The organism is Ruegeria sp. YKSE079, assembly GCF_059612845.1.
Genome location: NZ_JBXWRJ010000009.1, coordinates 143,019 through 155,175, shown reverse-complemented (window position 1 = coordinate 155,175; position 12,157 = coordinate 143,019). Strand labels below are relative to the sequence as shown.

The 12,157-nt window shown below is 56.7% G+C and carries 12 protein-coding genes and 1 tRNA gene; 7 read left to right on the top strand and 6 right to left on the bottom strand.

What is annotated here, in order from left to right:
• Nucleotides 1-68 precede the first annotated feature (68 nt).
• Nucleotides 69-3,506, top strand: a complete 3,438-nt coding sequence (locus AC2FMY_RS10575; RefSeq protein WP_480749138.1) for a pyruvate carboxylase — start codon at nucleotides 69-71, stop codon at nucleotides 3,504-3,506.
• Between the two features lie 70 nt (nucleotides 3,507-3,576).
• On the opposite strand, the gene AC2FMY_RS10570 is transcribed toward AC2FMY_RS10575, so the two are convergent.
• The 3 genes from AC2FMY_RS10570 to AC2FMY_RS10560 all read right to left on the bottom strand — a co-directional run bounded on the left by AC2FMY_RS10570 (nucleotide 3,577) and on the right by AC2FMY_RS10560 (nucleotide 6,637).
• Nucleotides 3,577-5,004 carry a hypothetical protein gene (locus AC2FMY_RS10570; protein WP_496744621.1) on the bottom strand — a complete coding sequence of 476 codons (1,428 nt, stop codon included), beginning with the start codon at nucleotides 5,002-5,004 and terminating at the stop codon, nucleotides 3,577-3,579.
• A gap of 265 nt (nucleotides 5,005-5,269) precedes the next feature.
• Nucleotides 5,270-6,217 (bottom strand): hypothetical protein, encoded by a 948-nt coding sequence (locus tag AC2FMY_RS10565; protein ID WP_496744619.1) that lies wholly within the window; start codon nucleotides 6,215-6,217, stop codon nucleotides 5,270-5,272.
• A gap of 344 nt (nucleotides 6,218-6,561) precedes the next feature.
• Nucleotides 6,562-6,637: transfer RNA gene (locus tag AC2FMY_RS10560), tRNA-Thr, on the bottom strand.
• Between the two features lie 231 nt (nucleotides 6,638-6,868).
• Between AC2FMY_RS10560 and AC2FMY_RS10555 the strand changes: the two genes are divergently transcribed.
• Nucleotides 6,869-7,747 carry a hypothetical protein gene (locus AC2FMY_RS10555; RefSeq protein ID WP_496744617.1) on the top strand — a complete coding sequence of 293 codons (879 nt, stop codon included), beginning with the start codon at nucleotides 6,869-6,871 and terminating at the stop codon, nucleotides 7,745-7,747.
• 10 nt (nucleotides 7,748-7,757) lie between these two features.
• Here the strand turns inward: AC2FMY_RS10555 and AC2FMY_RS10550 are convergent, their stop codons facing one another.
• Nucleotides 7,758-8,015 carry a DUF2312 domain-containing protein gene (locus tag AC2FMY_RS10550; RefSeq protein ID WP_480749333.1) on the bottom strand — a complete coding sequence of 86 codons (258 nt, stop codon included), beginning with the start codon at nucleotides 8,013-8,015 and terminating at the stop codon, nucleotides 7,758-7,760.
• A 165-nt stretch (nucleotides 8,016-8,180) separates the two neighbouring features.
• Here AC2FMY_RS10550 and AC2FMY_RS10545 point away from each other — a divergent pair, with 165 nt between their 5' ends.
• On the top strand, nucleotides 8,181-8,399 hold the full coding sequence (locus AC2FMY_RS10545; protein ID WP_496744615.1) for a hypothetical protein: 219 nt from the start codon (nucleotides 8,181-8,183) through the stop codon (nucleotides 8,397-8,399).
• Nucleotides 8,400-8,407: 8 nt separating this feature from the next.
• Here AC2FMY_RS10545 and AC2FMY_RS10540 read toward each other — a convergent pair whose 3' ends face one another.
• Nucleotides 8,408-8,623, bottom strand: a complete 216-nt coding sequence (locus AC2FMY_RS10540) for a hypothetical protein (protein ID WP_480749133.1) — start codon at nucleotides 8,621-8,623, stop codon at nucleotides 8,408-8,410.
• Between the two features lie 266 nt (nucleotides 8,624-8,889).
• Here AC2FMY_RS10540 and AC2FMY_RS10535 point away from each other — a divergent pair, with 266 nt between their 5' ends.
• The 4 genes from AC2FMY_RS10535 to AC2FMY_RS10520 are packed head-to-tail and all read left to right on the top strand — an operon-like array spanning nucleotide 8,890 to nucleotide 11,094.
• The gene (locus tag AC2FMY_RS10535; protein ID WP_496744613.1) at nucleotides 8,890-9,753 is read left to right on the top strand and encodes an MBL fold metallo-hydrolase; all 864 of its coding nucleotides are present in this window, start codon (nucleotides 8,890-8,892) and stop codon (nucleotides 9,751-9,753) included.
• Nucleotides 9,754-9,784: 31 nt separating this feature from the next.
• Nucleotides 9,785-10,213 (top strand): YeeE/YedE family protein, encoded by a 429-nt coding sequence (locus AC2FMY_RS10530; protein ID WP_480749131.1) that lies wholly within the window; start codon nucleotides 9,785-9,787, stop codon nucleotides 10,211-10,213.
• Nucleotides 10,213-10,644: a DUF6691 family protein gene (locus AC2FMY_RS10525; RefSeq protein ID WP_480749130.1), complete on the top strand. Its 432-nt coding sequence runs from the start codon at nucleotides 10,213-10,215 to the stop codon at nucleotides 10,642-10,644. Before AC2FMY_RS10530 ends, AC2FMY_RS10525 begins: the two co-directional genes overlap by 1 nt.
• 9 nt (nucleotides 10,645-10,653) lie before the next feature.
• The gene (locus tag AC2FMY_RS10520; protein WP_496744610.1) at nucleotides 10,654-11,094 is read left to right on the top strand and encodes a protein tyrosine phosphatase family protein; all 441 of its coding nucleotides are present in this window, start codon (nucleotides 10,654-10,656) and stop codon (nucleotides 11,092-11,094) included.
• 13 nt (nucleotides 11,095-11,107) lie between these two features.
• Here AC2FMY_RS10520 and AC2FMY_RS10515 read toward each other — a convergent pair whose 3' ends face one another.
• Nucleotides 11,108-12,157, bottom strand: coding sequence for a FliM/FliN family flagellar motor C-terminal domain-containing protein (locus AC2FMY_RS10515; protein WP_496807354.1), 1,050 nt, complete (start codon nucleotides 12,155-12,157; stop codon nucleotides 11,108-11,110).

The following is a 12,157-nucleotide window of genomic DNA, read 5'->3' as shown; positions in this document are numbered from 1 at the left end:
ATTACAGATATACGTGCGCGTATTGTCCGCTTAAAACACGGCCACCCGCCAACTACCGGAACCTGCCAATGACCGATTTCAAAAAGATTCTGATCGCCAACCGCGGTGAGATTGCAATTCGCGTGATGCGCGCGGCCAACGAGATGGGCAAACGCACCGTCGCCGTTTTTGCCGAAGAGGACAAGCTGGGCCTGCATCGCTTCAAGGCGGACGAAGCCTATCGTATCGGTGAGGGGTTGGGACCGGTTGCGGCCTATCTCAGCATTGACGAAATCATTCGCGTCGCCAAGGAAAGCAGCGCAGATGCCATCCATCCCGGCTATGGCTTGTTGTCGGAGAACCCAGATTTCGTGGATGCCTGCGCCAGCAACGGTATCACCTTCATCGGTCCAAAAGCCGAGACCATGCGCGCTCTGGGAGACAAGGCCAGCGCCCGAAAGGTCGCCATTGCGGCGGGCGTTCCGGTGATCCCGGCCACCGAGGTTCTGGGCGATGACATGGACGCCATCCGCAAGGAGGCCGCCGAGATCGGCTACCCGCTGATGCTAAAAGCCTCCTGGGGCGGTGGCGGACGCGGCATGCGCCCGATCTACTCCGAAAAAGAACTGGCCGAAAAAGTGATGGAAGGCCGCCGTGAGGCGGAAGCCGCGTTTGGCAATGGCGAAGGCTATCTGGAAAAGATGATCACTCGCGCCCGCCATGTCGAGGTTCAGATTCTGGGCGACAAGCACGGCGAGATCTATCACCTTTATGAGCGTGACTGCTCGGTCCAACGACGCAACCAGAAAGTCGTAGAACGCGCGCCCGCCCCTTACTTGAGCGAAGAACAGCGCGCCGAGATTTGTGAGCTGGGCCGCCGGATTTGCGCCCACGTGAACTATGAATGCGCCGGAACCGTCGAGTTCCTGATGGATATGGAAACCGGCAAGTTCTATTTCATTGAAGTGAACCCCCGGGTGCAGGTCGAGCATACCGTCACCGAAGAAGTGACCGGCATCGACATCGTGCAAGCGCAGATCCTGATTGCCGAAGGCAAGACGCTGGCCGAGGCGACGGGCAAAGCCAATCAGGACGAGGTTCAGCTGAACGGCCATGCGCTGCAAACACGGGTGACGACCGAGGACCCGCTAAACAACTTCATCCCGGATTATGGCCGCATTACCGCCTATCGTTCGGCTACGGGCATGGGCATCCGTCTGGATGGCGGCACGGCCTATGCGGGCGGGGTGATCACGCGGTATTACGACTCGCTCTTGACCAAGGTTACCGCTTGGGCGCAGACCCCGGAAAAAGCGATCGCCCGGATGGACCGCGCCTTGCGCGAGTTTCGGGTGCGTGGCGTCAGCACCAATATCGCATTTGTCGAAAACCTGCTGAAGCACCCGACGTTCTTGTCGAACGAGTACACCACCAAGTTCATTGACGAAACGCCAGAGCTGTTTCACTTCAAGAAGCGTCGCGACAGGGGCACCAAGGTTCTGACCTATATCGCGGATATCACTGTGAACGGGCATCCAGAAACCAAGGACCGCCCCCTGCCGCATCCCGACCTGAAAGTGCCCAGACCACCCGCAAAAAAGGCGGAACCCCAGATGGGCACTCGCAACCTGCTGGAACAGAAAGGCCCGCAGGCGGTGGCCGACTGGATGAAGGCGCAGCGCCAGCTGTTGATCACCGACACGACCATGCGCGACGGGCACCAATCGCTGCTGGCGACCCGGATGCGTTCGATCGACATGATCCGCGTGGCGCCGACCTATGCCGCCAACCTGCCGCAATTGTTCAGCGTCGAGTGTTGGGGGGGCGCCACGTTTGACGTGGCTTACCGCTTCCTCCAGGAATGCCCGTGGCAGCGCCTGCGCGACCTGCGCGAGGCGATGCCCAACCTGATGACCCAGATGCTGCTGCGCGGCGCGAACGGGGTGGGTTACACGAACTATCCCGACAACGTGGTACGCGAATTCGTGCGCCAGGCGGCCACCGGCATCGACGTGTTCCGCGTCTTTGACAGCCTGAACTGGGTCGAGAACATGCGCGTCGCGATGGATGCAGTGGTCGAGCAGAACAAGATCTGCGAGGGCACGATCTGCTATACCGGCGACATCCTGAATCCCGAGCGCGCCAAGTACGACCTCAAATACTATGTCTCTATGGGCAAGCAGCTGCGTGACGCGGGCGCCCATGTTCTGGGGCTCAAGGATATGGCGGGCCTGTTGAAACCGGCTGCTGCGCGGGTATTGATCAAAGCGCTGAAGGAAGAGGTTGGCTTACCGATCCACTTCCACACGCATGACACCGCCGGGATCGCCAGCGCCACCATCCTTGCGGCCTCGGAGGCTGGGGTCGATGCGGTCGATTGCGCGATGGACAGCTTTTCGGGCAACACGTCACAGGCGACACTGGGTACCGTGGTCGAGGCGCTGCGGCATACGGATCGCGACACCGGGCTGGATATCAAGGCGATCCGCGAGATCAGCGACTATTTCGAAGCGGTGCGCGGCCAGTACGCGGCATTTGAATCGGGCCTGCAGGCCCCTGCCTCCGAAGTCTATCTGCACGAGATGCCGGGCGGTCAGTTCACCAACCTAAAAGCGCAGGCGCGCAGCCTGGGTCTGGAAGAACGCTGGCACGAAGTGGCCCAGATGTATGCCGACGTTAACCAAATGTTCGGCGATATCGTCAAGGTGACGCCGTCCTCGAAGGTCGTTGGGGACATGGCGTTGATGATGGTCAGTCAAGGCCTGACCCGCGCGCAGGTCGAAGACCCGAATTCCGATGTGGCCTTCCCCGACTCGGTCATCGACATGATGCGCGGCAATCTGGGCCAACCGCCGGGAGGGTTCCCCGATGCGATCATCAGCAAGGTGCTGAAAGGCGAAAAACCCAATACCGAACGTCCGGGCAAACACGTCGAACCTATCGATCTGGACGCAACCCGCGCCGACCTGTCCAAACAACTGGAAGGTAAAGAAGTCGATGACGAGGACCTGAACGGATATCTTATGTATCCCAAGGTGTTCCTTGACTACATGGGGCGCCATCGCCAGTACGGGCCAGTGCGCACCCTGCCGACACGGACGTTCTTTTACGGCATGGAGCCGGGCGAAGAAATCACCGCCGAGATCGATCCAGGCAAGACGCTGGAAATCCGATGCCAGGCCATTGGCGAGACGGATGAAAATGGCGAGGTCAAGGTGTTCTTTGAACTCAACGGCCAGCCCCGCGTGATCCGCGTGCCCAACCGTCTGGTGAAATCCTCCACCATCCAGCGGCCCAAGGCCGAAGTCGGAAACCCCAATCATGTCGGGGCACCGATGCCGGGTGTCGTGGCAACCGTCGCGGTCTCGGCTGGTCAGGAAGTCAAGGAGGGCGACATGCTATTGACCATCGAGGCAATGAAGATGGAGACCGGCATCCACGCCGAGCGTGACGCCACGATCAAGGCCATACACGTCCAACCCGGCGGCCAGATCGACGCCAAAGACCTGTTGGTGGAACTGCAATAACAGTTCGGGCGGCCACAAGAGCCGCCCGCCGCAATCCAAACGCCGCCACGACACCACGGCGGCGTTTTTTTCAGTCCAGAAGCAGACCGTTCAGTTCTCTTTTGGCCGCTCTGGACAGGTCCTCACCTCCGGGCAGGCCGGACAGTGTTTCCTGAGAATACTCCTTAGCCTCTTTCACGTCGTGACGGGCCTCGATGACGTCCTCTTTGGCGTCATGGACGGCATCCTTGGCATAGTCGACTTCGTCTTCGGCCTTGGAAACCGCATCCTGAGCATCCTGAACAGCCGCGTCATAGGCCTCTTGCGAGTCGAATTGTTCGTCGATTTCCTCCTGCGACAAGGATTCCAGATCGTTCAGGTGATCTTCGGCGTCGTTCAAACCACTCCGCGCGGTGTCAAGATCCATCAGCGCATCGCGGAAGTCCTCTTTGCTTTCGACGAAATCGTGTTTGGCGTCACGCAGATCAAACAGCGAATCCCGATAAACCGAAATCCGCCCAACCATGCTGTTGGGGCTGGCGTTTGCAAATGCCTGAGGGCTGGCATGAGCCGCGTTCAGGCCCTTGAGTTCCGACGCGATTTTACCGTGCTTGTTCGGATGGTCGTATTCGTCATCGTAGCTGTACTTGTCGTGGTAACCGTATTTGTCGTGGTAACCGTATTTTTCGTGGTAACCATAGCTGTCCGGATAATCGTACTTGTCCATGTGGTCGTAGTCGAACCGGTCATAGTAGCTATGATAGTCGTGCCGAATATCCTTGTCGTACTTGTCGTGATGATCATAGTCGTCATCATCATCGTACCAGTCGTGATAGCTGTATGAGTGATAGTGCTCGTATTCGTGGTGCTTGCGAGAATAATAGTCGCGCTTGTCCGTATAGTCGTATGTATCGGGATACTCGTACTTGTTCAGGTGATCGTAGGTTTCATAGCGCGCCGGATACTCCGTCGCATAAGCAGTTGTCGCCAACGAGGCGGTTGCGACGCTGCGCGCGGCGTAACTCTTGGAACTCTTGCGTGACCCGTCATAAGATTTTGTTTTTGACCTTCCGCGGGACTTTGTACCGCCAAACAGATCGGACATCGCTTGCGCGAACGCGCCTTTCTGGCCGCCATTCTTTCCCCTGTCCTTTGACCTGGAGCCATTGAAGCCGGCAAAGAGACCCTTTTTTCCCTTCGATCCACCTTTGCCAAACCCGTGCTTTGAACCGCCCTTGCTTGTGGATTTGGTGCGGCCACCTTTGCCAAATGAACTTTTGTCTGTGCCGCTATTACCATGGGCGCTCTTTCCTTTGCCGCCCTTGTCAGGCCCACCCTTGCCGTGACCACCTCCACCTTTGTCTCCGCCGTGGCCACCACCTTTACCGCCGCCTTTGCCACCGCCATTTCCGTTCTTGGCGATTGCCATGTCCGGAATTGCGATGTTGGCGGCAAATCCCAAAGCACCGGCCAGCATCAGGGATGTGGCTGTGACGCGCAACGCGAACCCGAGTTTCATAAATCTTCCCCCACATTTGCACCGATCGCGAACTTGTCGGCCAAAATCGAAGGATCATAGGCGTCAAGAACTCAATACCCACCGCCACGACTATACGTCAGTTTCACGTTGAGACAAAACTAACCGGCAACCTCTTGGCAATTGCCCGCCAAAAGACCGGGTCTGACGACCGTGGGGGAATTCACACAAAAGAAAAAAAACAGGGCGGCCAAAGCCGCCCGTTTCTATTTTATCTCACCACCCAAAACCGCGATGATTAATTAAGTCAGTCGGTTAGCATTCCGTTGAGTTCGGCAACAGCCTCGTCCGACAGGTCTTCGCCACCTGGAAGGCCAGCAAGCGACTCCTCCGAGATTTCCTGCGCCTCATCCACAGCGTCTTCGGCATCGGCAACATTGGTTTCCGCGTCTCCTATGGCGGTTTCCGCATCGGAAACATCAGTCTCCGCATCACTTACCGCGCTTTTTGCGCCGGCCACCGCATCATTATAGGCGTCTTCCGATTCAAATTGCGCCTCTCTTTCTTCCTGCGACAGGCTTTCAAGATCGGCCAGATCCTGTTGTGCATCCATCAGGGATTTTTCGGCATCGGCCAGATCGCTTACAGCATCGCTCAGCGCCGTGTTGGCTTCGGCCAAGGCGTCCTCAGCATCAGCAACATCGGCCAAAGCCTCACGATATTCTGCCAAACGCCCAACCATGCTGTTCGGCGATGCATTTGCAAAAGCCTGAGCACTGGCATGTGCAGCGTTCAGTCCTTTGAGTTCCGAAGCAATCTTACCTTGCGAGTTTGGGGCCACTTCCGATTTGGTCGCCTTCGCCACGCTCTTCGACGCAGGGCTTTTGGCCTGGGTTGAGGATTTGGTCTTGGATTTGCCGCCAAACAGGCCCGAGATCGAATCCGCCAACCCCTTGCCTATCCCGTTCCCCTTGCTTTTGCCGTCGCCCAGCCCGGCAAAACCACTTTTGCCATGACCCTTGGTTCCGCCAAAGCCACCTTTGCTGGTTCCGGAACCGCCTTTTCCAGCGTTTCCACCGCCATGGTCGCCACCTTTGCCACCGCCATTTCCGCCGCCGTTGCCACCACCGTTACCGCCACCATTGCCGCCCTTAGCAAAGGCAGCGTCGGGGGCTATCACACCGGCGGTGAAACCAACCGCACCCGCCAACATGAATGTCGTGGCCGCAATGCGAACGGCTGACTTGAGCTTCATCTCTCTCTCCTCCGGCTACCGGTCTCAACATGTGTTTCTAAGCCACAAGGAACTGTTGTGGATTGCAATCAGAAACATTTCGGAAAATCATTACTGCGAAACTATGGCAAAAGCGCGCCCAATATCTGCCTCATTTTTGCCCCGGCGGATTCCCGCTTGAAAGGAGAGCACCCGTATTCTTCACATCTGTACGAAGTCAGGTCATTCCTGCTCATTGATCAGTCCTGAAACGCTGCAGAATCGTCAGGCTGTTTTTGACCAGCACACCGCTGTCCGCCAGTGGCAAGAGCAATCGTCACCCGAGAAACACCAGAAGATGTAATTAATTGAATACGTATAGGAAATGGTGCCCCCACACGGACTCGAACCGCGGACCTACTGATTACAAATCAGTTGCTCTACCAGCTGAGCTATAGGGGCACGCGGTTGAATTACTGAGTTCGATCGTCGACTTCAAGACACTTTTTTCTGTTGCCGAAAAGGATGGGCTTTTAGCCACCTGATGCCCACAACTTTCCGAAGCAAAAATTTTGCCGGTTCTCCAATAACCGAGAGATTCGTTGTTTTCATGACGCGGACAAATGCTTGATTTGACTGTCCTGGCCAAACATGCCACCCGAGGCGAGGAAACTGACGATCGGTCGAAGACGCATGACGCAGCTGGTTTTTCATACGGGGGCTCACGCAACCGATGGCGGACGCCTGATCAAATGCCTGCTACAGAATACCGAGGAATTCGGTCGGCACGGTATCGCCATTCCACGACCTCGAAAGTACCGCAAGCTGTTTCAGACAACCTTTCAGGCACTCAAGAATGCGCCCGTTCAACCAGAGGCAGGCGAAGCAATTCTCGATACCGTCCTTCAGGGTGAAATGCCCCGGCGCGTACTTTTCTCCGACCCAAACTTCTTTGGCACGGAATGGTCTGCCATTCGCGACGGCCAGTTTTACCCACTGGCCGGGCCGCGGATGACGCAAATTTGCGCTCTGTTCCCCGGATCGCAAATTGATCTGTGCATCGGGCTGAGAAACCCTGCCGGCTTCATTCCCGAAGTCCTGTCTTCCCTTCCCGAGCGCAGGCAGAACGAAATTCGTTCGACTTTCGACCTAAGTCGGTTGTCCTGGTCACAGGTCATCGCGCAGGTCCGCGAACAGGCGCCAGAGGTCAATGTCACTGTCTGGTGCAACGAAGATACGCCGCTGATCTGGGGAAAGGTTTTACGTGCCGTGGCGCGTCTGGCGGATAGTGAACCGGTGATTGGTGAGTTTGCAGTTTTGCCAGAAGTACTGTCCGACGAAGGCCTCGCAAGGTTCCACGTTCAACGGTCGCTATCGCCCGACATAAACGACCGTCAAGTCAGCAACTTGATCCGAAGGCATCTGGACGAGTTTGCTGCTCTCGAACAGATCGAGGAAGAGCTCGATCTGCCGGGCTGGACCACCGAGGTGGTCGACGCTTTTACACAACTCTATGACGACGATGTAGGAACCATACAATCGATGCCTGGGGTATCGTTCATCACCCCATAAGCGTTGCGAATCACATCCCCAACGCTTCTTTGTACATTTCCAGAACTGCCTCTTCCTCGGCGATGTCGTCCTTGTCCCGTTTGCGCAGCGCAATCACCTTACGCATGACCTTGGTGTCATAACCGCGTGCTTTGGCTTCGGCCATCACTTCCTTTTGCTGGTCCGCAATGTCCTTCTTCTCTGCCTCCAGGCGCTCGAAGCGCTCGATGAACTGACGCAACTCCCCTGCTGTCACGCGATAGTTAGAATCGGCCTGTGTTTCGATCATTTCGTCCATCTGCATCACTCCGTCGGGCTGAAATCGGGCAAAATGCGGGATACATCGGCGATGGGCAGGCCGCAAGCGGCCAATGTCTGGAACCGACAAAACCTTGCACCTGCCGCAACGATCCGCTAACCGCGAACCGGTTCGGAACACGAAAACGGGCAAGACATGTTCGACATTATCATTTGGTCTGGCGCCGCCATATCCCTTGCCGGTCTGGTTGGGTTGGTCTGGTGCATTCTGCGTGTCATGAAAGCGCGCAAGGCGGGACTTTCGGATGAAGAACTGCGCGCAGCCGTCCAAGGCGTATTGCCCTGGAACCTAGCCTCGCTTTTTCTGTCGGTTCTTGGACTGATGATGGTGATTCTGGGAATATCGCTGGGGTAAACCCAGACTCAGACCGGCATATTGTCGAATCGCGCTTCGATCGCATCCTCACACAACGCAACGTCCAGCCTGCGCAATCGCGAGGGAACACGAATACCTTGCGTCCGCATCTGCCGAACCATCTGGCTGACCGTTGGCTGCATTTCCAAGCGTTTTTCGATACACGCGCCCTTGAGCGTCCTCTCCAATCGTTCAACTTCACGATAAAGTTCTTGTGCAGTCATCTGACTCCTCCCCTATACGTTGAACCTGACAGAGTTCAGTAACAACCGTAAGAAATTCATGCACCGAACATGGAGTACCTGCGAATTTCCGCCCGTCGTGCCTGTTTTTTCGGCGAGGAAACGCTACTCTGGCAGAGTCTATCATGGTTTGAGGAAATTGCCTTGACCGACATCAAAGCAGCCGGGGAATCGGCGTGAGGAGACGGGGTGGTTGAATCACATTCAAACTTATTTATATGATTAACATATGAAATGCGGAGGATCCAATGACGCCATTCGTAAAAGCCTTCTTTGACGAAGCCACTTTCACGGTGTCTTATCTGGTGCGCGAACCCAAAGGGCGTGCGTGCGCGATCATCGATAGCGTGCTGGATTTTGATCACGCATCAGGTCGTACCAATACCGCATCGGCGGACGCAATCGTCGACTATGTCAAATCCGAGGATCTCAAGGTCGAGTGGATATTGGAAAGCCATGTTCATGCCGACCACCTTTCGGCAGCTCCCTATCTGCAAGAAAAACTTGGCGGCAAAATCGGGATCGGGTCAAACATCACCGTTGTTCAGGATACATTCGGCAAAGTTTTCAATGAGGGCACTGAGTTTCAGCGGGACGGTAGTCAGTTCGACTCCCTGTTCACAGAGGGCGACAGTTTTCACATCGGGCAGATGCGCGGCGATGTTCTGCACACTCCGGGCCATACGCCCGCCTGCCTGACCTACGTTATCGGTGATGCCGCGTTTGTGGGTGACACGCTTTTCATGCCGGATTTCGGAACCGCGCGCTGCGATTTCCCCGGCGGCTCGTCGGCGACTTTGTACAATTCAATCCAAAAAATACTGACACTTCCGGATGATACGCGGATATTTGTCGGACATGATTACAAGGCACCTGGCAGGGATGAATATGCTTGGGAAACAACGGTAGGCGAGCAAAAAGCGCTGAACATTCACATCGGTCAGGGCAAATGTATCGAGGATTTCGTCAAGATGAGAGATGCGCGCGACGCAACCCTTGCAATGCCGCGACTGATCCTGCCGTCGCTGCAAGTCAATATGCGAGCCGGGCAAATGCCGCCCGCTGATGAGCAGGGCGACGTCTTTCTGAAGCTTCCGATCAACAAGATCTGACGAGCTTGCGCAAACAGGGGAACATCAACCTATGGAAACGGACTGGATCTGGGGACTGGTCGGCGGCGTGTTGATCGGCACGGGCGGTGCGGTCTATTTGCTGGCAAACGGCCGGATCATGGGGGCGAGCGGCATCCTTGGCGGGCTGGTGGATGGCAGCGAACGCCGAACAACCCTCGAACGCCTGGCATTCATTCTGGGAGTGATAGTTGCTCCCTTGGCGTTGTGGCCAATGTACACTGTCAAGATCGACACCCATCTAACCAATAGCGTTACAATCGTAATTGCCGCAGGATTGCTAGTGGGCGTCGGCACGCGCATTGCCAACGGTTGCACTTCGGGTCATGGCGTTTGCGGTATATCGCGACTTTCCCTGCGGGGCATCGTGGCCACCGTTTTCTACATCATTGCAGGTGGGCTAACCCTCGTTTTCTTTCGTCACCTGATAGGAGTGATCTGATGCGTTTTGTATTCGCATTGATTGCGGGCGCACTGTTCGGCGCGGGACTGTTCGTGTCCGGCATGACGGACACCACCAAGGTTCAGGGGTGGCTTGACGTTTTCGGCGACTGGGACCCGACCCTGGCTTTTGTGATGGGTGGCGCGCTTATCCCCATGGCCATCGCGTGGCGGATTGCAGCCCACCGCAAGCCAATCCTTGGCGGTGACTTTCCTGCCCCGCCGCAGGTGGAAGTCGATCACCGGCTGGTGACTGGATCGATTATGTTCGGAATGGGGTGGGGTTTGGCTGGCCTGTGCCCCGGGCCAGCGCTGGCCTCAATTACCTATGGCGGGATTGGCGGTGCGATTTTCCTTGCATCAATGATTGCAGGAATGATGGTGGCTCCTAAAGTTGGCGCACAACTGGACAGATTCGCGACCGCCGCATAAGGAAGCTGCATGCAGATTCGACAGATCACCCCCCGCTATTCCGTTTCGCCTCAAATCTCGGTCGAAGATGTTCCGGCGATAGCAGCGGCCGGTTTTTCCAAGGTCATCTGCAACCGCCCAAATATCGAGGTTCCGCCCCAACAGCAGGCCGATGCAATTGGCGCAGCGGTGCGTCAGGCTGGAATGGAGTTCGAGGTTCTCGAACTGACGCATCAGACGATGACGCCGGAAAACGTGGCGCGCCAGATGGAACTGGCGGAAAGTGAGACGGGGCCGGTTCTGGCCTATTGTGCCTCTGGCACAAGATGTTCGGTGGTCTGGGCATTGGGGCAATGCGGTGTGATGGACCCCGATGAGATTCTGGCAAAAACGCAGGAAGCAGGATATCAGCTGGATGGCCTGCGGCCGACACTGCAACAATTGTGTGAAGAAGCCGGACGACGTCGCTGACGTAATAGCTTTCTCAGATTGCCCCTGAAATCCCGTTTCCTGAATTCGGTTCTGTTTTCGCAGGCGTGTTGACCTCCTTTGCAATCCCATCATGCTCGATTGCTGGCGCGTCCAAGTCGGTGCGCGATGCGTTTTCCGCAGCAGGAGAAACGTTGTGCTTCTCGAAAGTGCGGGCCGCAGGAAGAACAGCCCGGTTTTCGGTGCCGGTTTCATTCAGGCGCACCGCGCGCATTCCGTCGCGCTGACCCAACCGGCCTACTGCGACTTTCTTTTGGTCGATCGTCTGCAGCTCAGTCCGGTCAAGGCGCAATCCGTGCAGCGGCAGAAAATCCCCTGCTGTCAGAGACGAAAACACCACAAGCGGCAATCGCAACTGACCAATCACCGCATTCAGATCGGCAACAATGACCTCGGCTGCACGTTCCAGTCGGCCCTCAGTTTCCGCCCCAACGCCATCGACCACAACCTCTTCTTTATCCACTTCCGGCAGAACAAGCTGCACCTTGCCCTGCCGCTTTCCACCGGCGATGTCGACGGTTAGGTCGATGACGCAATAGTTTTCCATTTCCAGCGCCAGAAGTAAGCTGCGCCGGTCAGGCAAAGATGACAGGAATTCAAACCCCGCGACGCGCGCACGTTCAACCGGGGCATCAACCAACCCGACCACCCGCGACAGCGTCCCTTCGATCAGCGGCGCGGACATGGCGGCGTCGGTGCCAGTGTAGGGCCGCGCTTCGGCGTCACCCTTGGAAAGCTGCCCCAACGTTTGCTGCTGAATGATCGATGCGACGCAGTGCCGGTCAAGACAAGCCGCGGCAAGAACTTCAGTCTGCGATGCAAACAGAAGGAACAGGCGTCCTTCTTCAATCGCCTGCGGCAGCGCATCGTGTGAGCACAGGCGCTGTGTGGCACCAATGACCGCCAGCGGCAGCTTTAATAGATCGTCCGCAGATCTGGCCAACGCAAGCCGAATTGCCCGCAAAAGCGAACGAGGTTTGTCATCGACCTGAAAACGACTGTCGAGTTTGCGCGCCAGCGCTGTCTTGGGGTTCTTACCGGTCAC

Coding starts and splice junctions, on each gene's coding strand:
- AC2FMY_RS10540 (WP_480749133.1), bottom strand. CDS start 8,623: ATGACTGCACAAGAACTTTATCGTGAAGTTGAACGATTGGAGAGGACG.
- AC2FMY_RS10550 (WP_480749333.1), bottom strand. CDS start 8,015: ATGATCGAAACACAGGCCGATTCTAACTATCGCGTGACAGCAGGGGAG.
- AC2FMY_RS10525 (WP_480749130.1), top strand. CDS start 10,213: ATGCGTTTTGTATTCGCATTGATTGCGGGCGCACTGTTCGGCGCGGGA.
- AC2FMY_RS10520 (WP_496744610.1), top strand. CDS start 10,654: ATGCAGATTCGACAGATCACCCCCCGCTATTCCGTTTCGCCTCAAATC.
- AC2FMY_RS10570 (WP_496744621.1), bottom strand. CDS start 5,004: ATGAAACTCGGGTTCGCGTTGCGCGTCACAGCCACATCCCTGATGCTG.
- AC2FMY_RS10565 (WP_496744619.1), bottom strand. CDS start 6,217: ATGAAGCTCAAGTCAGCCGTTCGCATTGCGGCCACGACATTCATGTTG.
- AC2FMY_RS10545 (WP_496744615.1), top strand. CDS start 8,181: ATGTTCGACATTATCATTTGGTCTGGCGCCGCCATATCCCTTGCCGGT.
- AC2FMY_RS10535 (WP_496744613.1), top strand. CDS start 8,890: ATGACGCCATTCGTAAAAGCCTTCTTTGACGAAGCCACTTTCACGGTG.
- AC2FMY_RS10530 (WP_480749131.1), top strand. CDS start 9,785: ATGGAAACGGACTGGATCTGGGGACTGGTCGGCGGCGTGTTGATCGGC.
- AC2FMY_RS10575 (WP_480749138.1), top strand. CDS start 69: ATGACCGATTTCAAAAAGATTCTGATCGCCAACCGCGGTGAGATTGCA.
- AC2FMY_RS10555 (WP_496744617.1), top strand. CDS start 6,869: ATGACGCAGCTGGTTTTTCATACGGGGGCTCACGCAACCGATGGCGGA.